The organism is Duffyella gerundensis (genome assembly GCF_001517405.1).
In the GTDB taxonomy this organism is placed as follows: domain Bacteria; phylum Pseudomonadota; class Gammaproteobacteria; order Enterobacterales; family Enterobacteriaceae; genus Duffyella; species Duffyella gerundensis.
Window position 1 is genome coordinate 3,477,116 of sequence record NZ_LN907827.1, and the last position, 24,021, is coordinate 3,501,136.

Genomic DNA, 24,021 nt, shown 5'->3' on the forward strand with positions numbered 1-24,021 from the left:
CAGTATGACTACTCTTGCCGTTTAAAGGAAAAAATTTTATGGCGCTCTCCTCGCCTTTGTTGTTGGTTATCATTGGGCTTAGCTCGCTTGCCGCCCAGTGGCTCGCCTGGTTACTGCGCCTGCCTGCCATTTTACCGCTGTTGATTTTCGGCATAATCCTTGGCCCCGTAACGCACGTTTTGCAACCTGATGCGCTGTTTGGCGATCTGCTGTTTCCGCTGGTCTCGCTATCGGTGGCGATCATCCTGTTTGAAGGCGCACTGACGCTGCGTGTTGAGGAGATCCGCGGCCTCGGCGGCGTAGTGCGCAATCTGGTGACCATCGGCATGCTGGTGACCTTTCTGGTGATCAGCCTCGCCTGCTGGGGCCTGCTCGGCTTTCCACCTGAACTGGCTGCGCTGGTCGGTTCGGTGACGGTGGTCACCGGCCCCACGGTGATTGCGCCGCTGATGCGCGTGGTGCGCCCCAATGCGGCGATTAATCAGGTGCTGCGCTGGGAAGGCATCGTCATCGATCCGGTTGGCGCTATTTTCACTCTGCTGGTGTTTGAATTCATTGTGCTACGTCAGCAGGCTGAATCGTTAACGCATCTTTTCTGGACGCTGGGGCTGACCGCTGCGGTGGGTCTGATCGCTGGCGCGCTGTTTGGCTGGCTGGTAGGACTGGCGCTGCGCCGCGTCTGGCTGCCGGGCTACCTGCAAAACTTTGCCGTCCTGGCGATTATGCTGACCGCGTTTGGCCTCTCTAACGCCATTGCCGATGAATCGGGCCTGCTGACAGTCACGGTGATGGGCATCTGGCTGGCAAACATGCGCGAGGTCGATCTCACCGAGATTATCGCGTTCAAAGAGGAGTTGTCGGCGCTGCTGATCTCGGCGCTGTTTATCATCCTCGCCGCACGTCTCGACATTAACGCACTGCTGGCGATGGGCTGGCCGCTGGTTGGCGTGCTGCTGGTGGTGCAGTTTATCGCCCGGCCGCTCTGTATTGCGCTCTCAACCGCCGGATCCAGCCTGCACTGGCGCGATCGTGTGCTGCTGAGCTGGATCGCGCCGCGCGGCATTGTTGCTGCCGCGGTCAGCGCGCTGTTTGCCCTGACGCTGGCGCGCAGCGGTTATCCCGGCGCCGATCGGCTGGTGACGGTGGTGTTTGCCATTATTATCGGCACCGTGGTGGTTCAGAGTCTGACCAGCGCCGCCATGGCACGCTGGCTGCGCGTACAGCAGCAACAGCCGCGCGGCGTGCTGATCATCGGTGCCAACAGCGTGGCGCGGGCGCTAGCTGCCGCGCTGCAAAAGCTTGATATTCCGGTGCTGCTGACCGACAGCAGCTGGGAATATTATCGTCAGGCGCGCATGGACGGCATTCCGGCCTATTACGGCAACGCCTGGTCGGAGCATGCGGAAAACTATCTCGATCTCAGCGAAACCGCGCAGGTGCTGGCGCTGTCGCCTAATCGCCATCAAAACGCGCTGGCGGTTTATCACTTCAGCCATATTTTTGGCGAGAAGAAGGTGGCCGCGGTGCGTTCCGGCGCCGAGCTGCGTGGCCGCGGCAAAGGGGAAAACCCGCGCTTCCGTCGTCATGAGCGGCTGTTTGGTCATGAGCAAACCTATGCGCAGCTCAGCGGCCAGCTGGCCAAAGGCGCAGTGATCAAAGCGACGCGGCTGAATGAGAACTTCGGCTGGCTGGAATATCTGGAGAAAAACCGCAGCGTGGTGCCGCTGTTTATCCAGAAAGAAGATGGCACGCTCTACGCTTTCGACGGTGAAAGCACGCCACCGCTGCCCTGTACGCTGATTGCCATGGTGCAAAATGAGCCGCTTTCGGGCCGCGAACCGTTGACAGCAGCGCCATAGTCCGATATTTGTATGCGCCTACTTGCGCACCCGTGCGCAAGCCAGAAGAGGCGCGTCGCCCAGGTAGTGTGTTAGAGGAGCCGTTTCCGCTGAAAACACATGATGGGGAGCGACGCCGAGGCGGAACAACACGCGGCGTGTTGTTCTGTCGACCACAGGGGCTGAATCCTCTGGGTTGTCACCAGAAACGTGCGGCAGTCGGGCGTTTCGCAAGGTGGGGCGCTTCTGGGTGACCTCGTAGTGACCGCCGATCTACGTCTTCTCCCTTTTCTGTGCCCCCCTTGTGCCAAGGCTGATAAAATACTTACCCAACACGTTTGAGTGGCGCGACTATGGCCATTATCGTGACGCCGGTGCCCTGCGCCGTGACCCACGAAATGTGCACTAAACCGCTTGAAATATCATGGGTGCAACCTGACACGAGGTGTTGTTTACATGTCTCAATCTACCCTTATCGTGGCCAAATTTGGCGGCACCAGCGTCGCAAACTTTGACGCTATGAACCGCAGCGCCGATGTGGTGCTGGCCGACAGCAACGTGCGTCTGGTGGTGCTTTCCGCCTCGGCGGGCATTACCAACCTGCTGGTCTCGCTGGCTGAAGGCCAGCAACCGGAACAGCGTGCCGCGATGCTGGATGAGATCCGTCACATTCAGTACGCCATCATCGATCGCCTGCAGCACGGCGATATCATTCGCGAAGAGATCGACCGCATGCTGGACAATGTCGCCATGCTGTCGGAAGGCGCCGCGCTGGCCACCTCAACCGCGCTCACCGACGAACTGGTCAGCCACGGCGAACTGATGTCGACGCTGCTGTTTGTGGAAGTGCTGCGTGAGCGTCACGTCGCGTCCGAATGGTTTGACGTGCGCAAAGTGATCCGCACCAACGATCGCTTTGGCCGTGCCGAACCGGATATGGCGGCGCTGACCTCGCTGGTCGACCAGCAGCTTAAACCACGTCTGCGCGATGCGCTGGTGATCACCCAGGGCTTTATCGGCAGCGAAAGCAAGGGCCGCACCACCACGCTCGGCCGTGGCGGCAGTGACTACTCCGCCGCCCTGCTCGGCGAAGCGTTACAGGCACAGCGTATTGATATCTGGACCGACGTGCCGGGAATTTACACCACCGATCCGCGCGTGGTGCCGTCAGCCAAGCGTATCGATGAGATCACCTTTGAAGAAGCCGCTGAAATGGCGACCTTTGGCGCCAAGGTGCTGCATCCGGCGACGTTGCTGCCGGCGGTACGCAGCGATATTCCGGTGTTTGTCGGCTCCAGTAAAGACCCCGCTGCGGGCGGCACTATCGTTTGTAACCAGAGTGAAAACCCGCCGCTGTTCCGTGCGCTGGCGTTACGCCGCAAGCAGACGCTGCTCACCCTGCACAGCCTGAACATGCTGCATGCACGCGGCTTTCTGGTGGAAGTGTTTACCATTCTGGCGCGCCATGACATTTCGGTGGATCTGATCACCACCTCTGAAGTGAGCATTGCCCTGACGCTGGATACCACCGGTTCCACCTCAACCGGCGGCAGTCTGTTGACGCAGGCGCTGCTGACCGAGCTGTCATCGCTGTGCCGTGTGGAAGTGGAAGAGAACCTGGCGCTGGTGGCGATCATCGGCAACAAGCTGTCGCAAGCGTGCGGCGTCGGCAAAGAGGTGTTCGGCGTGCTTGAGCCGTTTAACCTGCGCCTGATCTGCTACGGTGCCAGCAGCTATAACCTCTGCTTTCTGGTGCCTGGCGGCGATGCCGAGCAGGTAGTGCGGACGCTGCACCAGAACCTGTTCGAATAAGTACGCTTTTGGGTGCTGATTAAGCCGGACACCGTCCGGCTTTTTTATGGCCGCTGTTCGCTACCGGTACTGAGACGCGTCTCGAATATCCGTAAACCGCCTGGTTTTTAAGCAACTTTTCCCTCTGGCGATTGCCATCGACGTGATTAACCCGATAATCGCGCTCCGCAATTATGCGCATTCAAGGGAAGAACATCATGCAAAAATTCATGGCTGAATTACTCGGCACCTTCGTGCTGGTACTGGGCGGCTGCGGCAGTGCCGTACTGGCGGCGGCGTTCCCGCAGCTGGGCATCGGCTTCGCTGGCGTGGCGCTGGCGTTTGGCCTGACCGTGCTGATCATGGCGTACGCGGTAGGCCATATTTCCGGTGGCCACTTCAATCCGGCGGTGACGCTGGGCCTGATTGCTGGCGGACGTTTTCCTCTGTCACAGGCGCTGCCTTATATCATCGCTCAGCTGGCAGGCGCGACGGCTGCCGCCGCGGTGCTCTATCTGGTCGCTTCCGGCCAACCGGGCTTTGACGTTACCGCCAGCGGCTTCGCCAGCAACGGTTTCGCCGAGCATTCGCCGGGCGGTTACAGCTTGTTGGCCGGTATGGTTATCGAGGTGGTGCTGACCGCCGTGTTCCTGATTGTGATCATGGGCGCGACCGACAAAAGCGCACCGGCAGGCTTTGCCCCGATCGCTATCGGTCTGGCACTGACGCTGATTCACCTGGTGAGCATTCCGGTGACCAATACCTCGGTTAACCCGGCGCGCAGCACCGGCGTGGCCCTGTTTCAGGGCACCTGGGCGCTGTCCCAGCTGTGGATGTTCTGGCTGATGCCGATCGTTGGTGCGGTACTTGGTGGTGTGATCTATCGGAATTTACTGCAAAAAGCAGAGGATTAAGCCTGCCCGTTCGCGGATCGACAGCAGTCGATCCGCATTTTCCTCCCCGCCCGGCCCGCCGCGTTTTTCAGCCAGAGTGAAATGTTATGATTTCGTTCCGATGCGCGTTGCCGCACCGGTTTTTGCTATGGCACATCGTTATTCTGATTCTGATTCTAATAAGGACCTAAGGTTATGCTCGCCACCGTTACCCGCCTGTTCCCGCTGTGGGCAGTGCTGCTCTCCGTTGCTGCTTATTACTCTCCCGGTACCTTTCTGGCAATCGGCCCGTGGGTCAGTTATCTACTGATGCTGATCATGTTTGGTATGGGTGTCACCCTGAATATTGGCGATTTCAAACGCGTGCTGACGCGCCCGGCACCGGTGATTGCCGGCACTTTTCTGCACTATCTGGTGATGCCGCTGGCCGCATGGGGGCTGGCGAAGCTGTTTCATATGCCGCCCGACCTCTCTGCCGGCATGATTCTGGTCGGCAGCGTCGCCAGCGGCACTGCCTCCAACGTGATGATCTATCTGGCAAAAGGCGATGTTGCGCTGTCGGTGACCATCTCGTCGGTTTCCGCGCTGGTCGGGGTTTTCGCTACGCCACTGCTGACCCGTTTTTACGTCGATACCCATATTCAGGTCGATGTGGTGGGCATGCTGCTCAGTATCATAAAAATTGTGCTGATACCGATCACCCTGGGACTGATTATCCATCACACGCTGAATGGCGTGGTGCGGCGCGTCGAGCCCTATCTGCCTGCGTTCTCAATGGTCTGCATCCTGCTGATCATCAGCGCAGTAGTGGCGGGCAGTCAGGGCTTTATTGGTTCGGTGGGTCTGGTGGTTATCGCCGCGGTGATGCTGCATAACGCCATTGGCCTGCTTGGCGGTTACTGGGGCGGTAAGCTGTTTGGCTTTGATGAGTCGACCTGCCGCACGCTGGCGCTGGAAGTGGGCATGCAGAACTCCGGTCTGGCGGCGACGCTGGGCAAGCTCTACTTTTCGCCGCTGGCGGCGCTGCCAGGCGCGCTGTTCTCAGTTTGGCACAACCTCTCCGGCTCCTTGCTGGCGGGCTACTGGTCCGGCAAACCGATTAAGAAAAAGTAATCGGCATGACGTAAAAAGGGCGGCCTGAGCCGCCCTTTTTTATTCCTCTTCGCGCTCTTCCGGCGGCTGCTCCAGCACGCTGTAAGCCACGGCGCAAAACAGCGAGTTCAGGCGGTTCATGTCGCCTAACAGGCCCAGATGCAGCGAACTGGTTTCAATGCTCTGCACGTTCTGCTGGTGCAGGCGATTGACGTGGGCATGGGAATAACGCCGGTTAAGCATGCGGAAGCGGTGCTTGGCGCGGCGCAGTTTTTTTGCACTATTGATATCCTGCGACAGAAATACCGACAGGCTAAGCTGTAGGTTCGCCTTGAGCTTCTCCTGCATCGCTTCCAGCTCCTGCAAGCCTTCCGGCGAGAACGCGCGCTGCGTTGCCAGCGATTTGTCCGCCACGTCGCCGCTCATACGCTCCAGCACATCGCCCGCCTGCTCAAGATTGAGCGCCATTTCAATAATCTCCGCCCAGCGCTTCGCCTCGGTCTCTGGCAGATCCTCTTTTGGCATGCGCGCCAGATAGAGCTTGATGGCGGTATAGAGTACGTCGACATCGTCATCCAGCCGCCGTATAACCCGATCTTCCCGCGGCTGGCCGTGCATCACATTATTGAAGGTGTTCAGCATCTGCTCCAGTACATCGCCCATGCGCAGGGTTTCGCGCGCGGCGTTAACCAGCGCCAGCGCAGGCGTATCCAGTGAGCTACGATCGAGATGCTTCGGCTTGATGCGCGCATCGCTCTCGGTATCGTCGGCAATCAGACGCTGGCACAGGCTGGCCATCGGGCCGGCAAACGGCACCATCACCAGACAGCGAATCAGGTTGTAGAAGACGTGAAAGAAGATCACCAACTCTTCATCGTTGACCGGCAGCCGATCGAGCTGCGGCGCCAGCACGTGGATAAAGGGCAGCACAATAATGCAGCCGATAAACTTAAACAGCAGGCTGCCCAGCGCCACGCGTTTGCCCGCCGCGTTGGAGCCGCTGTTGTTGATCATCGCCAACAGGCCGCTGCCCAGGTTAGCGCCCACCACCAGACAGAGCGCGACCTGAAAGCTAATCACGTTGGTGGCGGTGAGCGTCGCGGTGATCAGCACCGCAGCCAGGCTGGAGTAACTGATAATGGCAAACACCGCACCGATCAGCGCATCCAGCAGGATATCGCCGGTCAGCGAGGAGAAAATGACCTGTACGCCTGACGCCTGGGTAATCGGCCTCGCCGCCTCAACGATCAGCTGTAATGCCAGCAGAATCAGCCCAAGACCAATGCTGGCACGGCCAAGCTGACCGGCACGCGACTGCTTGCGCCCAAGGAAAAAGATCACGCCGAAGAGGATAAACAGCGGCGAAAGCCAGCTGAGATCGAAGGTCAGGATACGCGCCATCAGCGCGGTGCCGACGTCGGCGCCGAGAATGGTGACCAGCGCGGGCGTCAGCCCCATCAGCCCCTGCGCGACAAACGACGTCACCAGCAAGGTGGTGGCATTGCTGCTTTGCACCAGCGCGGTGACGCCGATGCCGGCCAGAAAGGCCATCGGCTTTTTGTCGATGCTGCGGCTGAGCACGCGCCGCAGGTCAGCGCCGAAAACACGCATGATGCCGCTGCGTACAATGTGGGTGCCCCACACCAGCAGCGCCACGGCAGAGAGTAAATTAAGCAGGGTTAACACCGATACGCACTCCTTTGACGTCAGGCTTGACTCGTTACACTCACCTCCCAGCCTGACGTGAAGAGCGGCTCACACGTTATCTTGCTGCGCCATGGACTTTTTCGCATGGGTTAAACCACCTGGCGCACCGTTGATAGCTCTAACTGTAGACCAATTTTTCTGCCGATGGCATGAAGATCGTCGGGCAAGCGGTTGAGGACATCAACTGATAATTCAACGCCCTGCGCGCGCACACGGTAGCGAATGATGTTGCCCAGCAGGCTGTGGCTGAGGATATCCGCCGCAATGCCTTTGTCGGGCGCGCAAAGCTGGATCGACTCTGGTCGAATAGCGATCTGTCCATACCACGGCTGACCGGTCAACTGCGTCGCCTCGGCGGCGCTCAGCAGGTTGTAATTGCCAATAAACCCGGCGGCAAACAGGTTGACCGGCTGGGTGTAGAGCGTTTCGGCATCGCCGTTCTGCACGATTTTGCCGCGGTTCATCAGCACGATACGGTCAGACATGCTCAGCGCCTCTTCCTGATCGTGGGTGACAAACAGCGTGGTAAGCTTAAGCTCCTGCTGAATGCGGCGAATCTGCTCGCGCAGGTGGCGGCGAATACGCGCATCCAGCGCCGACAGCGGCTCATCAAGCAGCAGCAGCCGTGGACGCGTCACCAGCGATCGCGCCAGCGCCACGCGCTGCGACTGGCCCCCCGAAAGCTGATGCGGATAGCGACGGGCAAACTCGTTCAGCTCCACCATCTCCAGCGCCTCGCCGACCCGCTGGCGGATAGTCTCCGTCGACAGCTTCTGCATCTTCAGGCCGAAGGCGACATTTTTCTCCACTGTCATATTGGGAAACAGCGCGTAGCTCTGAAATACCATGCCGATGGTGCGTTTCTGCGGCGGCAGCGGCACAATATTGCTGCCCTGCAGCAGGATCTCTCCGCTGTCGACTTCGGTCAGCCCGGCCAGGCAGCGCAGCAGCGTTGATTTACCGCAGCCGCTTGGGCCGAGCAGCGTTACCAGCTCGCCTTCGCGGGCGCTGAAGTCGATCTGTTCAAAAATTTGCGTCGCGCCGTAGCGCTTGTTCAGCTGTTTGACGGCCAGATAGGTCATTGTTAGCTCCGCTCACGATTAAGCCGGTTTGCCAGCCAGGTCACCAGCAGCACCACGAAGAAATAGGAGATCACCAGCGCGCTGGTAAAATGGCCGCTGCCGTTACGCATGTTGTAGAGATAGACCTGCAGCGTTTCGTAGCGTGAACCGACCAGCATGTTGGCGAAGACAAATTCACCGATCAAAAAAGAGAACGACAGCAGCACGGCGATGGTCGCGCCTTTACGCAGATTAGGCAGTACCACCAGCAGCGCCGCACGCCAGGTGCTGGCACCGAGCAGGCTGGCCGCATCCATCAGTTCACGCAGGTTGATCGCCTGCATGTTGTTGGCGATGGCGCGATAGATAAACGGCAGTGCGATGGTGAAATAGCAGCCGATCAATATCCACGGCGTACCGGCGATCATCAGCGGCTCGCCGGAGTAGAGCTGAAGCAATCCCACCGAGGAGACCACAGGCGGCACGGCAAACGGCAGCAAAATCAGCACGTTCATCAGCGCATCCAGCTTCGGCAGCCACCAGGCGATGGCGAACATCGCGGGCAACACCAGCAGCAGCGAAAACAGCAAGGCGCCCGCGCATATCAGCAGCGAATGCCACAGCGCGGTCAGGAAGCGCGTATCGCTCCAGAGCGCATAGAGCCAGCGCAGCGTGTAGCCACGCGGCAGAATGGTGCCGTTCCAGCTGCTGGAAATCGCATAAAGCAGCGTAGCCAGCAGCGGCAGTGCCAGAATCAGCAGCAGTGCCGCGACCATCAGCCGATGCCATAGTCGTTCTCCTCGCGTCATCGCCCTCTCCCGCCTATTTAGCCTGTAGCCAGCTGCGGCGCAGCAGCCATTGATGAATCAGGGTGATCACCGTCATGATCGCCACCAGCAGCATCGCCAGCGCGCTGCCCATGTTGGGATCGAGTGAAATGTCGCCCGAGACCAGTGCCGCAATGCGCACCGGCACGACGTTGAAGTTGCCGGTAGTCAGCGCGTAGATGGTGGCGTACGCGCCCAGCGCATTCGCCAGCAAAATAACAAAAGTGCCCAGCAGCGCCGGTGAAAGAATCGGCAGGCCGATGTGCCACCAGTAACGCGCGCGGCTGGCGCCAAGCAGCGAAGCCGACTCCTGCCACTCTTTGCGCAGCCCGATAAACGCCGGATAGAGCAGCAGCAGCGCAAGCGGGATCTGAAACCAGGTGTAAACCAGAATCATGCCGTCGCGTGAGTAGAGCCGAAAGCTTGCCGCCATGCCCAGGTTGCGCAGCAGCAGCGTCAGGCAGCCGTTGAGGCCCAGCAAAATCACAAACGCAAAGGCCAACGGCACACCGGCGAAGTTACTGGTCATATTGGTGAAAGAGAGCATAAAGCGGTGCAGTCGCCCTTCGCCCAGCTGGCTGAGCGAGTAACCCGCCACCAGCGCAATCAGCAAGCCATACAGGCTCGACCACAGGGCAATATCCAGCGAGAAGCGAAACGCCTGTTGATAAAATGGCGAGCCGAAAATCTCGCGATAGTTATCAATGCCCCAGCGTTGATCCACATCGATCCAGAACGCGTTGATTGCCATCCAGATCAGCGGGGCGATCTGGAACGCGATGAAGAACAACGCGAACGGCAGCAGGCAGAGCAGCGCGATGCCTTTGCCCTTCACAGGCTGCACTCCGCCAGCAAGCCGCGACAGACCGGCTTATCGTGCGGCACGCCAAGCACGTTGCACAGCGTGCCGCACAGCTCGGTTTGACGCGGCTGCAGCGCCGGTTGCAGAGAGAATGCCTCGCCGAAAACAAACAGCGGCACCTCGGTCTCCTCCGGCAGCGTGCCGCCGTGGCTGCGATCGTCGTTCATACCGTGATCGGCGGTGATCATTACCTGATAACCTGCGGCCAGCCAGCCGGGCAGCCAGAGCGACAGATAGCTGTCGGCCATGCGCGCCCGATTGCGGTACTGTGCCGACAGCAAGCCGTGGCGATGACCGGCATCGTCGATGTTCATGGGATGAATCAGCAGAAAATCAGGTTGATAGCGAAGGCGCAGGCTTTCGGCATCTTCGAACAGGTGCGAATCGGGATAACCATCATCGTGATAAAAGTGCCCGTACTGAATGGGTAATTCAGGCGCCAGCGTATGCCGATCGCGGGCGGCCACGAATGGCGTACGATTATAGAGTTCGCTGACCCAGTGGTACGCCGCCGCCGCGGTGGTTAATCCGGCATCACGCGCACAGTGGAACAGGCTGCGCTCTTTGCTCAGGCGGCTAATGCCGTTATGCACAATGCCGCTGGCCACCGGCGTGATGCCGGTGAGAATGCACTCATAAAGCGGACGCGACAGCGATGGCAGCTCACAGCGCAGGCTGTAATACGCACCGGTTCCCTGCGCGCATTCGGCATGCAGATAGCCCATTGCATGTTGCGCTACCTGATTGCTCAGGCCATCCAGCACCACTAAGATCGCTTTCATGCCGACTCCTTACTGCTGCATATTGATCACAACGTTTTCCTGCCACAGGCGCGGCAGCAGCTTCGAGGTTTTATCCCACGCGGCCTGATCTTTGATCGGACGGGCACTCTTGTACTCGGACTGCGGCAGCAGTTTCGCCTGCACATCAGCGGGCAGCGTCAGATGCTCTGCGCGAATTGGACGGGCATAACCGCGCGCCAGATTGATCTGGCCGGCATCAGAAAAGATGTATTCACGCGCCAGTTTGGCGGCGTTGGGATGCTTCGCATATTTGTTGATAATGGTGGTGTAGCCCGAGGTCACGGAGCCATCGGATGGGATAACCACTTCATAGCGATTTTTATCGATCTGATCGCGATAGTTGAGGCCGTTGAAATCCCAGACCACCGCCATCTGCACTTCGCCTTTTTCGATGTTAGCAATCACCGGATCGGTAACGCCGAGCCGCCCCTGCTTCGCCAGCTCACCAAAAAAGGCCAGCGCTGGTTTGAGATCTTTTTCGTCACCGCCTAACGCATAGTTAGCCGCCAGCACACCGTTAGCCGCCTGCGCTGCCACGCCGACATCGCCAATGGTGACGGTATATTTGCCCTTTTTCAGATCGGCCCAGCTGTGAGGAATATCTTTGATCTGCTGCTTATCCACCAGAAAGGCGATGGTGCCGGTATAGGCCAGCGCCCAATGTCCCTCTTTGTCTTTTGCCCAGTCCGGCACCTGATCCCAGTGGCTCGGCTTATAGGGTTGCGTAACGCCTTTGGCCACCGCGACCGGACCGAATGCCGCGCCAACATCACCGATGTCCGCGCTGGCGTTGCTTTTCTCGGCGGCAAACTTGGCAATCTCCTGGGCAGAAGACATGTCGGTGTCGCTATGTTGTAAACCGTACTTGCTGCTGAGATCGCTCCAGGTCTCTTTCCAGTTGGCCCAGGTATCTGGCATACCAACGCTGTTGACCTGGCCTTCACTTTTGGCCGCTTTTTCCAGCGCCGCGGTATCCGCAGCGTTCGCCGCGGAAAATGCACAGAGAATCGAACTGGCTAACAGAGAGACGAACAAAGGTTTCATAGCTGTTGCTCCAGGTGATAAGTTGGATGGCGTGCTGGTCTAGTCCAGCAAAATCCGAGCCAATCTAGCCTGGCGGTGTGACGCTTTTATTTCAGCGCGGCGACAGCGCGATGATGTGGTGTAATTATGCCGTGCCGGCGCTATTACGGTGCAGCACGCCCTTAAATGAGGCTAAGACGATGGGAAAATTGCTGCTCACCACTGCCGACGCGATCGGTCAGGCGCTGGTTGCAAGGATTGCGGCGGGCGAGTTTCATCAGGGCGATCGCCTGCCTGCGGAACGTGAACTCAGCGAGCATTATCGCACCACGCGGATCACGCTACGCGAGGCGCTGGGCCAGCTTGAACAGCAGGGTAAGATTTACCGCGAGTTACGCCGTGGCTGGTTTGTCGCCCCGCCGCGATTAATTTACAACCCGCTGCATCGCAGCCATTTTCACGCCATGGTCGAGCGTCAGGGCCGCGTCGCCGAGACCGAAGTGCTCGACGCACGGCCGGTGACGCTGGATCATGCATTAGCGCAAACGCTGGCAATGCACCCCGGCGAAGAAGCCTGGCGCATCAGCCGTCTGCGACGCATCGACGGTCGCGCGGTGCTTTACGTCGAACATTATCTGAATCCCATCTGGTTTCCCGGTCTGTTAACCGCTGATTTGACCCGCTCACTCACCGAACTCTATTCACAGCGTTACGGCATCCAATACGGCGGCGTGCGTTTCACCATCCTGCCGGGCCCACTTCCCGCCTTCGCCGCCCCCGCCCTGAAAGTCGCCGCCGGCAGCCCCGGCTTGTTCATTACCCGCATCAACCGCGACCAGCACAACCGCATCATCGACTGCGACCACGAATACTGGCGCTACGACGCCCTCTGCGTCGATGTTGAAGCCTGACATCTCGCCCACCATTTAAGGTTCTTTAAGGCCACATTTTTAGCTTTGGGCTTTGGGCTTTGGGCTTTGGGCTTTGGGCTTTGGGCTTTGGGCTTTGGACTTTGGACTTTGGACTTTGGGTTTTGGGTTTTGGGTTTTGGGTTTTGGGTTTTTGGGGTTTTGGGTTTTGGGTTTTTGGGTTTTGGGTTTTGGGTTTTGGGTTTTGGGTTTTGGGTTTTTAGCTCTGGGCTTTTGCTTTTGCTTTTGCTTTTGCTTTTGCTTTTGCTTTAAAGATGTTGACCTGGCTTTTGACCTTTAGAGGCATCACCACCGCCGAGGCAAAAGCATTTTCCAGGACGAGCCGCAGGGATGCGGCGAGAAGGTGCGTTGAGCAGGAGCGAATCGCGCCTGGTCCGTCAGGAAAAGGGTTTTGGTGAGGGCACCCGCGCAGCGGGCGGTTGTGTTTGCCGGATAGCGCGGGTGCAGGGCCGGGGCGACTGCCGGCCCTGCTCGGGCTGCCTTCAGGCAGAACGAAATGGCCTTTGACCTGGCCCTGCTCGGGCTGCCTTCAGGCAGAACGAAATAGCCTTTGACCTGGCCCTGCCCGGGCTGCCTTCAGGCAGAACGAAATAGCCTTTGACCTCGCCCTGTTCGGGCTGCCTTCAGGCAGAACGAAATGGTTTTTGACCTTAAAACGTTGGCCTCAAGACGTTGACCTTAAAAAGCCCGCCTGCAAGGCAACACACCCTCACTCCGCATCGTAACCCAAATTCGGTGCTAGCCAGCGCTCCACTTCACCTACCGCCATCCCCTTACGCGCCGCGTAATCTTCAATCTGATCGCGCTGCAGCTGAGCAACGGCAAAGTATTTACTGTCAGGATGGCTGAAGTACCAGCCGGAAACCGACGCACCAGGCCACATCGCGAAAGATTCTGTCAGCTGCATGCCGGTATGCGCCTCGACGTCCAGCAGCTGCCAGATAGCCGCTTTCTCAGTATGTTCAGGACAGGCGGGATAACCCGGCGCCGGACGAATACCCTGATAATTTTCGCGAATCAACTCTTCATTGCTGAGATTTTCATTGGCACCAAAGCCCCAGATCACCTTACGCACGCGTTCATGCAGATATTCCGCGAAAGCTTCCGCCAGGCGATCGGCTAACGCCTTCACCATGATCTTGTTGTAATCATCATGCTGGCGATCGTACGCCTCGGCCAGCGCGTCCTCTTCCAGACCGCCGGTAACGGCAAACGCGCCCAGATAATCCGCTTTACCACTTGATTTCGGCGCCACAAAATCAGCCAGACAGTAATTAGCGAAGTCGGTTTTTTGCGTTTGCTGGCGCAGGTGATAGCTCACCTGAATCACCTGTGAACGCGACTCATCGGCATAAACTTCGATGTCGTCGCCAACGCGGTTGGCAGGAAATATGCCGACAACGCCGCGCGGCGTCAGGCTGCGATGCGTTGACAGCGTATCAAGCAAGGCGTTGGCATCGGCAAACAGCCGCTGCGCCTCTTCGCCAACGACCTCATCCTCAAGGATGCGCGGATATTTACCTGCCAGCGACCAGGTCATAAAAAACGGGGTCCAGTCGATATAATTGCGCAGCGTATCAATGCTGGCGCTGACTTCGCTAACGCCGAGACGATGCGCTACCGGCGGCGTGTAACTTTCCCAGTCGATCGGCAACGCATTATCACGCGCTTCCTGCAAGGTCACCGGCGGCGTGCGCGGCTTTTTACGTCCATGCTGAATGCGCACCGTTTCATACTCTTTACGCGTGCGGGCAACAAACTCATCATGTTTGCTGTCGGAAAGCAGCGCAGAAACCACGCCCACGGTGCGTGAAGCGTTTTGCACATAAACCGTTGGGCCGCTGTAGTTCTGCTCAATTTTTACTGCGGTATGGGCTTTTGAGGTGGTGGCACCACCAATCAGCAGCGGGATAGTAAAACCCTGACGCTCCATCTCTTTGGCCACGTTAACCATCTCGTCGAGCGATGGCGTAATTAAGCCGGAAAGCCCAATGATATCGGCGTTGAGCTCTCTGGCAGTGCGCAGGATTTTTTCACCTGGCACCATGACGCCGAGATCGATAATTTCATAGTTATTACACTGCAGCACGACGCCAACGATATTTTTGCCGATGTCATGTACGTCGCCTTTCACCGTGGCCAGTACGATTTTGCCGTTGGTGCTGCCCACCGCTTTACTGGCCTCAATATACGGCTCCAGATAAGCCACCGCTTGTTTCATCACGCGTGCGGATTTCACCACCTGCGGCAGGAACATTTTGCCTTCGCCGAACAGATCGCCAACCACGTTCATGCCGGACATTAACGGGCCTTCAATCACCTCAATCGGGCGCGAGGCGTTCTGGCGCGCTGCTTCGGTATCTTCCTCAATAAATTCGGTAATGCCTTTTACCAGCGCATACTCGAGCCGCTTATCGACCTCCCAACTGCGCCATTCCGCCTGGGGTTTGGTACTATCATCCTCGCTTTTGCTGCCACGGTATTTCTCAGCCAAATCCAACAGGCGTTCGGTGCCATCGTCCCGGCGATTGCGCACCACATCTTCTACCGCTTCACGCAGCTCGGCGGGCAGATCGTCGTAGATTGCCAGCTGACCGGCGTTGACGATGCCCATGTCCATGCCGTTGCGAATGGCGTAATAGAGGAAGACGGCGTGAATCGCTTCGCGAACCGGGTCGTTGCCACGAAAGGAGAATGAGACGTTGGAGACACCGCCGGAAATCATGGCATGCGGCAGTTCGCGTTTGATATCTTCACAGGCGCCGATAAAATCCATCGCATAATTATTATGCTCTTCAATGCCGGTGGCTACGGCAAAGATATTGGGGTCAAAGATGATGTCTTCCGGCGGAAAACCGACCTCTTCAGTCAGAATTTTATAAGCACGACGGCAAATCTCGATTTTGCGCGCGCGGGTATCCGCCTGACCAACCTCATCAAAGGCCATTACGACCATCGCAGCGCCGTAGCGACGCACCAGCCGCGCGTGATGTATAAAGGCGTCAACGCCCTCTTTCATCGAGATGGAGTTGACGATGCCCTTGCCCTGAATGCACTGCAGCCCTTTTTCAATCACCTCCCACTTTGAGGAGTCAATCATGATTGGCACCCGCGCGATGTCTGGCTCACCGGCAATCAAGTTGAGAAAGCGCACCATGGCTGCTTCAGCATCCAGCATGCCTTCATCCATGTTGATATCTATGATTTGCGCGCCGCTTTCTACCTGCTGACGTGCTACATCCAGCGCTTCGTTATATTTCTCTTCTTTGATCAGCCGCTTAAATTTTGCCGAACCCGTAACGTTGGTGCGTTCGCCAACGTTCACAAACAGCGAATCGGCGCCGATATTCAAGGGTTCCAGACCCGACAACCGGCAGGCAACCGGCAACGTTGGCACGGTACGCGGTGCCACACCGTCAACGGCGCGCGCCATGGCGGCAATGTGCTGTGGCGTGGTACCACAGCAGCCGCCAACGATATTCAAAAAGCCCGCCCGTGCCCATTCACCAATCTGTTCTGCCATGATATCGGCATCAAGATCGTATTCACCAAAGGCGTTGGGTAAGCCAGCGTTGGGATGAGCTGTCACATAGCTATCGGCAAGGCGTGACAGATCGGCGACATACTGGCGCAGTTCGTCCGGTCCCAGCGCGCAGTTGAGGCCAAAGGAGAGCGGTTCCGCATGACGCAGGGAGTTATAAAAGGCCTCAGTAGTTTGACCAGACAGCGTACGGCCTGATGCATCAGTGATGGTGCCGGAAATCATCAATGGCAGCGCCACGCCCAACGCTTCCTGTTCGCTCTGAATCGCGAAAATGGCCGCTTTGGCGTTTAACGTGTCAAAAACAGTTTCGATCATAAGGAGATCGGCTCCACCTTCAATCAGCGCGCGTGTTGATTCACGATAGGCGGTTACCAGCTGATTAAACGTGACATTTCGGTAAGCGGGATCGTTAACATCCGGTGAAATGGAACAGGTACGATTGGTTGGACCCAATACGCCTGCCACGTACCGCGGACGATCCGGTGTTTTCGCTGTCCATTCATCAGCACAGGCACGTGCCAGCTTCGCCGCTGTGAAATTTATCTCAGCAGAGAGCGATTCCATATGGTAATCCGCCATCGCAATCGTAGTGGCGTTGAAGGTGTTGGTTTCCAGAATATCAGCGCCCGCGGCCAGATAAGCGTGGTGAATCTCACTGATGATGTCGGGACGCGTCAGAACCAGCAGATCGTTATTGCCCTGCAGGTCGCTTTGCCAGTCAGCAAAACGTGCACCGCGAAAATCCTGTTCTGACAGCTTATAGCTCTGGATCATGGTGCCCATGCCGCCATCAAGCAGCATGATACGTCGGGACAGCTGCTGGCGCAGCGCTTCAATTCTATTGCTCACTGGTAGCCTCACCCGCATCGATCCACTGACAGATCTGTCAGTCAGATATCCTGGCATAATGGTTAATAAGGAGAAAGCGGCAGCACTGTTGACAGACGTTGCCGCTAAAAATAAGCGGATTTACTCCAGGGTAGGATTCATATGGCGCAGATCGTAAGGCGTGATCTGATAAACATAATAGTTGAGCCAGTTGGAGAACAGCAGGTTGCCGTGACTACGCCAGCTGGCACGAGGTGGCAGTTCCGGATTGTCCTGTGGGAAGTAATTCCATGGGATTTCCGGGTGCAGACCCGCCTCATAATCCCGATGATATTCTCCGGAGAGCGTGAGCGCATCATACTCCGGATGACCGGTGACAAACGCCAGGCGCTTGTCTTTGCTGGCAAACAGGTAGGCGCCCGTTTGTTCTGATTCTGCAAAGATCTCCAGATCGGTGTAATCGCGGATCGCGTCAGCGGGAAAATCAGCATAACGCGAATGTGGCGCGAGAAAATTATCATCAAAGCCCCGCGTCAGCAGCGCATGAGGGTGCAATATTTGATGCTCATACACGCCGGAGAGTTTTTTTTCACGCGTCAGTTTGGGAATACCGTAGAGAATATTCAATGCCGCCTGCACCGCCCAACATACAAAGAGTGTTGAGGTGACGTGATCTTTTGCCCAGTGCAATACACGCTGGATCTGCGGCCAGTAAGCGACATCATTGAAATCTACTAACCCCAGCGGGGCGCCGGTCACGATCAGTCCGTCATAGTTATCATGTTGAATATCTTCAAAATTACAGTAGAAATTATTCAGATGCTCGATGGGTGTATTGCGCGATTCGCGACTATCAATCCGCAGCAGTTGAACATCAATCTGCAAAGGCGAGTTAGAGAGCAGGCGTAAGAACTGGTTTTCAGTCTCAATCTTTTTTGGCATCAAATTCAGTACCAGCACCTTCAGCGGGCGGATTTCCTGAAGGCTCGCACGCGACGAAGGCATGACAAAAACATTCTCGTTACGCAGAAAATTAACAGCTGGTAGCTCATCGGGCACCCTGATTGGCATAACCGTTATTCCTCACTCTAACCATTTATACGTTTAGACATCCAGACACCCGAAGATAGCCTGGCGAGAGGTGAAAGTCGAGCGTTCATGCGGTAATTGAAAATGTTTCAGCTTAAAAGAGATAAGCGATGCTACAGGTTCAGTGCTGTTGAGAGTGATGTGAAAGGGTGGGTTTAGGGTTGGGGTTGGGGGTAGGGTCTGGTTCGGGCCCGGGATCCGGGATCGCGCCGCCGGGGCCGCGCAGGCCGGCCGCATTATCGCCGGCCCGCTCCGGCGGGTAAAGCCCCCGCCCGCCGCGGCCGGCCGTCGCCCCGGCAATCCGGAGAGCGCCTTATTTTTTTCCATGGGAAAGGGCCCCGCGCTTTCGCGCGGGGCCCTTCTGGTTTGATGCCTGGCAGTTCCCTACTCTCGCATGGGGAGACCCCACACTACCATCGGCGCTACGGCGTTTCACTTCTGAGTTCGGCATGGGGTCAGGTGGGACCACCGCGCTAGTGCCGCCAGGCAAATTCTGTTCCGGACCCCCCCAAAAAAGGCGGGCCCGATAATCCGGTACGTGCTGAAAATTGAAACCGCGTCACTGCAAAACGCCTGTGGCGTTGTAAGGTTAAGCCTCACGGGTCATTAGTACCGGTTAGCTCAACGCATCGCTGCGCTTACACACCCGGCCTATCAACGTCGTAGTCTTCAACGTCCCTTCAGGAGACTTATAGTCTCAGGGAGAACTCATCTCGGGGCAAGTTTCGCGCTTAGATGCTTTCAGCGCTTATCTTTTCCGCATTTAGCTACCGGGCAGTGCCATTGGCATGACAACCCGAACACCAGTGATGCGTCCACTCCGGTCCTCTCGTACTAGGAGCAGCCCCCCTCAGTTCTCCAGCGCCCACGGCAGATAGGGACCGAACTGTCTCACGACGTTCTAAACCCAGCTCGCGTACCACTTTAAACGGCGAACAGCCGTACCCTTGGGACCTACTTCAGCCCCAGGATGTGATGAGCCGACATCGAGGTGCCAAACACCGCCGTCGATATGAACTCTTGGGCGGTATCAGCCTGTTATCCCCGGAGTACCTTTTATCCGTTGAGCGATGGCCCTTCCATTCAGAACCACCGGATCACTATGACCTGCTTTCGCACCTGCTCGAGCCGTCACTCTCGCAGTCAAGCCAGCTTATGCCATTGCACTAACCTCACGATGTCCGACCGTGATTAGCTGACCTTCGTGCTCCTCCGTTACGCTTTGGGAGGAGACCGCCCCAGTCAAACTACCCACCAGACACTGTCCGCACCCCGGATCACGGGGCCACGTTAGAACATCAAACGTTAAAGGGTGGTATTTCAAGGTTGGCTCCACGCGGACTGGCGTCCGCGCTTCAAAGCCTCCCACCTATCCTACACATCAAGGCTCAATGTTCAGTGTCAAGCTGTAGTAAAGGTTCACGGGGTCTTTCCGTCTTGCCGCGGGTACACTGCATCTTCACAGCGAGTTCAATTTCACTGAGTCTCGGGTGGAGACAGCCTGGCCATCATTACGCCATTCGTGCAGGTCGGAACTTACCCGACAAGGAATTTCGCTACCTTAGGACCGTTATAGTTACGGCCGCCGTTTACCGGGGCTTCGATCAGGAGCTTCTCTTGCGATAACCCCATCAATTAACCTTCCGGCACCGGGCAGGCGTCACACCGTATACGTCCACTTTCGTGTTTGCACAGTGCTGTGTTTTTAATAAACAGTTGCAGCCAGCTGGTATCTTCGACTGGCTTCGGCTCGGGGAGCAAGTCCCTCCACCTACGCGCCAGCGTGCCTTCTCCCGAAGTTACGGCACCATTTTGCCTAGTTCCTTCACCCGAGTTCTCTCAAGCGCCTTGGTATTCTCTACCTGACCACCTGTGTCGGTTTGGGGTACGATTTGATGCTGCCTGATGCTTAGAGGCTTTTCCTGGAAGCAGGGTATCAGTTGCTTCAGCACCGTAGTGCCTCGTCGTCACGCCTCAGTGTTAAAGTGAACCGGATTTGCCTGGAACACACACCTACACGCTTAAACCGGGACAACCGTCGCCCGGCCAACCTAACCTTCTCCGTCCCCCCTTCGCAGCAACACCGAGTACAGGAATATTAACCTGTTTCCCATCGACTACGCCTTTCGGCCTCGCCTTAGGGGTCGACTCACCCTGCTCCGATTAACGTTGAACAGGAACCCTTGGTCTTCCGGCGAGCGGGCTTTTCACCCGCTTTATCGTTACTTATGTCAGCATTCGCACTTCTGATACCTCCAGCAGACCTCACAGTCCACCTTCGACGGCTTACAGAACGCTCCCCTACCCAACAACGCTTGCGCGCCGCTGCCGCAGCTTCGGTGCATGGTTTAGCCCCGTTACATCTTCCGCGCAGGCCGACTCGACCAGTGAGCTATTACGCTTTCTTTAAATGATGGCTGCTTCTAAGCCAACATCCTGGCTGTCTGGGCCTTCCCACATCGTTTCCCACTTAACCATGACTTTGGGACCTTAGCTGGCGGTCTGGGTTGTTTCCCTCTTCACGACGGACGTTAGCACCCGCCGTGTGTCTCCCGTGATAACATTCTTCGGTATTCGCAGTTTGCATCGGGTTGGTAAGCCGGGATGGCCCCCTAGCCGAAACAGTGCTCTACCCCCGAAGATGAGTTCACGAGGCGCTACCTAAATAGCTTTCGGGGAGAACCAGCTATCTCCCGGTTTGATTGGCCTTTCACCCCCAGCCACAGGTCATCCGCTAATTTTTCAACATTAGTCGGTTCGGTCCTCCAGTTAGTGTTACCCAACCTTCAACCTGCCCATGGCTAGATCACCGGGTTTCGGGTCTATACCCTGCAACTTAACGCCCAGTTAAGACTCGGTTTCCCTGCGGCTCCCCTATACGGTTAACCTTGCTACAGAATATAAGTCGCTGACCCATTATACAAAAGGTACGCAGTCACACCACGAAGGTGCTCCCACTGCTTGTACGTACACGGTTTCAGGTTCTGTTTCACTCCCCTCGCCGGGGTTCTTTTCGCCTTTCCCTCACGGTACTGGTTCACTATCGGTCAGTCAGGAGTATTTAGCCTTGGAGGATGGTCCCCCCATATTCAGACAGGATACCACGTGTCCCGCCCTACTCTTCGAACTCACAGCAGGTGCATTTTTGTGTACGGGACTGTCACCCTGTACCGTGCGACTTTCCAGACGCTTCCACTAATGCACAAGCTGATGATGGTTCCGGGCTCCTCCCCGTTCGCTCGCCGCTACTGGGGGAATCTCGGTTGATTTCTTTTCCTCGGGGTACTTAGATGTTTCAGTTCCCCCGGTTCGCCTTGCAGCACTATGTATTCATGCTGCAATGATGCACCTGGGTGCACCGGGTTTCCCCATTCGGGTATCGTCGGCTGTTGCGGTTCATATCACCTTACCGACGCTTATCGCAGATTAGCACGCCCTTCATCGCCTCTGACTGCCTGGGCATCCACCGTGTACGCTTCGTCACTTAACCTCACAACCCACAGGCGTCTCGTAAGACGCTGCGGTCGCAAGCGTGACGCGAACACGCCGCGCTCTGCGCCCCTTATTACGGAGGGACGCGGCGGCGTGTCGTTTCAATTTTCAGCTTGTTCCGGATTGTTAAAGAGCAAATATCACAAAGGACACCCGCGGGCGCACTTCAGGCTATTTTTCAGCGACACCTTTCACCTGTCACCGAGCAGGTGGCGTCCCCTAGGGGATTCGAACCCCTGTTGCCGCCGTGAAAGGGCGGAGTCCTAACCGCTAGACGAAGGGGACACACAAGGTGTCTCGACTTCGCAGCCGTCCTGCTTCTTTACTTTCTATCAGACAATCTGTGTGGACACTGCGCGGGAAGGTATCTTCAGGTAAGGAGGTGATCCAACCGCAGGTTCCCCTACGGTTACCTTGTTACGACTTCACCCCAGTCATGAATCACAAAGTGGTAAGCGCCCTCCCGAAGGTTAAGCTACCTACTTCTTTTGCAACCCACTCCCATGGTGTGACGGGCGGTGTGTACAAGGCCCGGGAACGTATTCACCGTGGCATTCTGATCCACGATTACTAGCGATTCCGACTTCACGGAGTCGAGTTGCAGACTCCGATCCGGACTACGACGCACTTTGTGAGGTCCGCTTGCTCTCGCGAGGTCGCTTCTCTTTGTATGCGCCATTGTAGCACGTGTGTAGCCCTGCTCGTAAGGGCCATGATGACTTGACGTCATCCCCACCTTCCTCCGGTTTATCACCGGCAGTCTCCTTTGAGTTCCCGACCGAATCGCTGGCAACAAAGGATAAGGGTTGCGCTCGTTGCGGGACTTAACCCAACATTTCACAACACGAGCTGACGACAGCCATGCAGCACCTGTCTCACGGTTCCCGAAGGCACTAAGGCATCTCTGCCGAATTCCGTGGATGTCAAGAGCAGGTAAGGTTCTTCGCGTTGCATCGAATTAAACCACATGCTCCACCGCTTGTGCGGGCCCCCGTCAATTCATTTGAGTTTTAACCTTGCGGCCGTACTCCCCAGGCGGTCGACTTAACGCGTTAGCTCCGGAAGCCACGAGTCATGCTCACAGCCTCCAAGTCGACATCGTTTACGGCGTGGACTACCAGGGTATCTAATCCTGTTTGCTCCCCACGCTTTCGCACCTGAGCGTCAGTCTTTGTCCAGGGGGCCGCCTTCGCCACCGGTATTCCTCCAGATCTCTACGCATTTCACCGCTACACCTGGAATTCTACCCCCCTCTACAAGACTCAAGCCTGCCAGTTTCAAATGCAGTTCCCAGGTTAAGCCCGGGGATTTCACATCTGACTTAACAGACCGCCTGCGTGCGCTTTACGCCCAGTAATTCCGATTAACGCTTGCACCCTCCGTATTACCGCGGCTGCTGGCACGGAGTTAGCCGGTGCTTCTTCTGCGGGTAACGTCAATGAACGAGGTTATTAACCTCGTCCCCTTCCTCCCCGCTGAAAGTACTTTACAACCCGAAGGCCTTCTTCATACACGCGGCATGGCTGCATCAGGCTTGCGCCCATTGTGCAATATTCCCCACTGCTGCCTCCCGTAGGAGTCTGGACCGTGTCTCAGTTCCAGTGTGGCTGGTCATCCTCTCAGACCAGCTAGGGATCGTCGCCTAGGTGAGCCGTTACCCCACCTACTAGCTAATCCCATCTGGGTTCATCCGATGGTGTGAGGCCCGAAGGTCCCCCACTTTGGTCTTGCGACGTTATGCGGTATTAGCCACCGTTTCCAGTGGTTATCCCCCTCCATCGGGCAGATCCCCAGACATTACTCACCCGTCCGCCACTCGTCACCCGAAGAGCAAGCTCTTCTGTGCTACCGTTCGACTTGCATGTGTTAGGCCTGCCGCCAGCGTTCAATCTGAGCCATGATCAAACTCTTCAATTAAAAGTTCGATTTGCTTCAACTCGTGAAGCGATGCTCAAGGAAAACGTCGTAATGAATTTCAATACGTGTTCACTCTTAAGACTTGATATTTTTTTGCGTCCGGAGACGCTTGATATCAATCCTGCGAGTGCCCACACAGATTGTCTGATAAATTGTTAAAGAGCAGCGCAACCGGCGGGTTAACCGTCCGTTGCGAGGTGGCGTATATTACGCTTTCCTCCTTCGGAGTCAATCCCTTTTCTCAGGATTTTTTCCGGCGGTTCAGAACTTCCTGAACCTCCCACACACTGGAGAGTTTCCTCATCCTGCACACCGTGCTGTGTAA

The 24,021-nt window shown here is 56.9% G+C and carries 13 protein-coding genes, 1 tRNA gene, 3 rRNA genes and 1 riboswitch; of the genes, 5 read left to right on the top strand and 12 right to left on the bottom strand.

Annotated features, from left to right (window positions below):
• Positions 1-38: 38 nt before the first annotated feature.
• The 4 genes from EM595_RS15910 to panS all read left to right on the top strand — a co-directional run bounded on the left by EM595_RS15910 (position 39) and on the right by panS (position 5,635).
• A complete protein-coding gene (locus EM595_RS15910; RefSeq protein WP_067434327.1) occupies positions 39-1,859 on the top strand; it encodes a cation:proton antiporter in 1,821 nt (606 codons plus the stop codon).
• A gap of 37 nt (positions 1,860-1,896) precedes the next feature.
• Positions 1,897-2,092: riboswitch (Lysine riboswitch) on the top strand.
• Positions 2,093-2,294: 202 nt separating this feature from the next.
• Positions 2,295-3,650, top strand: coding sequence for a lysine-sensitive aspartokinase 3 (gene lysC / locus EM595_RS15915; RefSeq protein WP_067434330.1), 1,356 nt, complete (start codon positions 2,295-2,297; stop codon positions 3,648-3,650).
• A gap of 197 nt (positions 3,651-3,847) precedes the next feature.
• Positions 3,848-4,543: an aquaporin Z gene (aqpZ, locus tag EM595_RS15920; RefSeq protein WP_067434333.1), complete on the top strand. Its 696-nt coding sequence runs from the start codon at positions 3,848-3,850 to the stop codon at positions 4,541-4,543.
• A gap of 174 nt (positions 4,544-4,717) precedes the next feature.
• The gene (gene panS / locus EM595_RS15925; protein WP_067434336.1) at positions 4,718-5,635 is read left to right on the top strand and encodes a ketopantoate/pantoate/pantothenate transporter PanS; all 918 of its coding nucleotides are present in this window, start codon (positions 4,718-4,720) and stop codon (positions 5,633-5,635) included.
• A 39-nt stretch (positions 5,636-5,674) separates the two neighbouring features.
• Here panS and EM595_RS15930 read toward each other — a convergent pair whose 3' ends face one another.
• The 6 genes from EM595_RS15930 to EM595_RS15955 all read right to left on the bottom strand — a co-directional run bounded on the left by EM595_RS15930 (position 5,675) and on the right by EM595_RS15955 (position 11,918).
• Positions 5,675-7,300 carry a Na/Pi cotransporter family protein gene (locus EM595_RS15930; protein ID WP_067434339.1) on the bottom strand — a complete coding sequence of 542 codons (1,626 nt, stop codon included), beginning with the start codon at positions 7,298-7,300 and terminating at the stop codon, positions 5,675-5,677.
• Positions 7,301-7,410: 110 nt separating this feature from the next.
• The gene (locus EM595_RS15935) at positions 7,411-8,403 is read right to left on the bottom strand and encodes an ABC transporter ATP-binding protein (protein ID WP_067434342.1); all 993 of its coding nucleotides are present in this window, start codon (positions 8,401-8,403) and stop codon (positions 7,411-7,413) included.
• Positions 8,404-8,405: 2 nt separating this feature from the next.
• Positions 8,406-9,191 carry an ABC transporter permease gene (locus EM595_RS15940; protein ID WP_067434345.1) on the bottom strand — a complete coding sequence of 262 codons (786 nt, stop codon included), beginning with the start codon at positions 9,189-9,191 and terminating at the stop codon, positions 8,406-8,408.
• Between the two features lie 13 nt (positions 9,192-9,204).
• Positions 9,205-10,044: an ABC transporter permease gene (locus EM595_RS15945; RefSeq protein WP_067434349.1), complete on the bottom strand. Its 840-nt coding sequence runs from the start codon at positions 10,042-10,044 to the stop codon at positions 9,205-9,207.
• Positions 10,041-10,853: an alkaline phosphatase family protein gene (locus EM595_RS15950; protein ID WP_067434352.1), complete on the bottom strand. Its 813-nt coding sequence runs from the start codon at positions 10,851-10,853 to the stop codon at positions 10,041-10,043. Before EM595_RS15950 ends, EM595_RS15945 begins: the two co-directional genes overlap by 4 nt.
• Before the next feature lie 9 nt (positions 10,854-10,862).
• Positions 10,863-11,918, bottom strand: a complete 1,056-nt coding sequence (locus EM595_RS15955; protein ID WP_067434355.1) for an ABC transporter substrate-binding protein — start codon at positions 11,916-11,918, stop codon at positions 10,863-10,865.
• A 179-nt stretch (positions 11,919-12,097) separates the two neighbouring features.
• On the opposite strand from EM595_RS15955, the gene EM595_RS15960 reads away from it, so the two are divergent.
• Positions 12,098-12,808 carry a UTRA domain-containing protein gene (locus EM595_RS15960; protein WP_067435568.1) on the top strand — a complete coding sequence of 237 codons (711 nt, stop codon included), beginning with the start codon at positions 12,098-12,100 and terminating at the stop codon, positions 12,806-12,808.
• 727 nt (positions 12,809-13,535) lie between these two features.
• On the opposite strand, the gene metH is transcribed toward EM595_RS15960, so the two are convergent.
• From metH to EM595_RS15995, 6 genes are all read right to left on the bottom strand, one after another.
• Complete coding sequence (metH, locus tag EM595_RS15970) at positions 13,536-17,219, bottom strand: methionine synthase (protein WP_067434358.1); 3,684 nt, start codon at positions 17,217-17,219, stop codon at positions 13,536-13,538.
• Positions 17,220-17,339: 120 nt separating this feature from the next.
• Positions 17,340-18,269: a homoserine O-acetyltransferase MetA gene (metA, locus tag EM595_RS15975; protein ID WP_067434361.1), complete on the bottom strand. Its 930-nt coding sequence runs from the start codon at positions 18,267-18,269 to the stop codon at positions 17,340-17,342.
• A 389-nt stretch (positions 18,270-18,658) separates the two neighbouring features.
• Positions 18,659-18,774: ribosomal RNA gene (rrf, locus tag EM595_RS15980) — 5S ribosomal RNA — on the bottom strand.
• Between the two features lie 98 nt (positions 18,775-18,872).
• Positions 18,873-21,777, bottom strand: a 23S ribosomal RNA gene (locus EM595_RS15985).
• A 212-nt stretch (positions 21,778-21,989) separates the two neighbouring features.
• Positions 21,990-22,064, bottom strand: a tRNA-Glu gene (locus EM595_RS15990).
• 90 nt (positions 22,065-22,154) lie between these two features.
• Positions 22,155-23,696, bottom strand: a 16S ribosomal RNA gene (locus EM595_RS15995).
• The 16S, 23S and 5S rRNA genes sit together here with 1 tRNA gene alongside, the layout of an rRNA operon.
• Between the last annotated feature and the right edge of the window lie 325 nt (positions 23,697-24,021).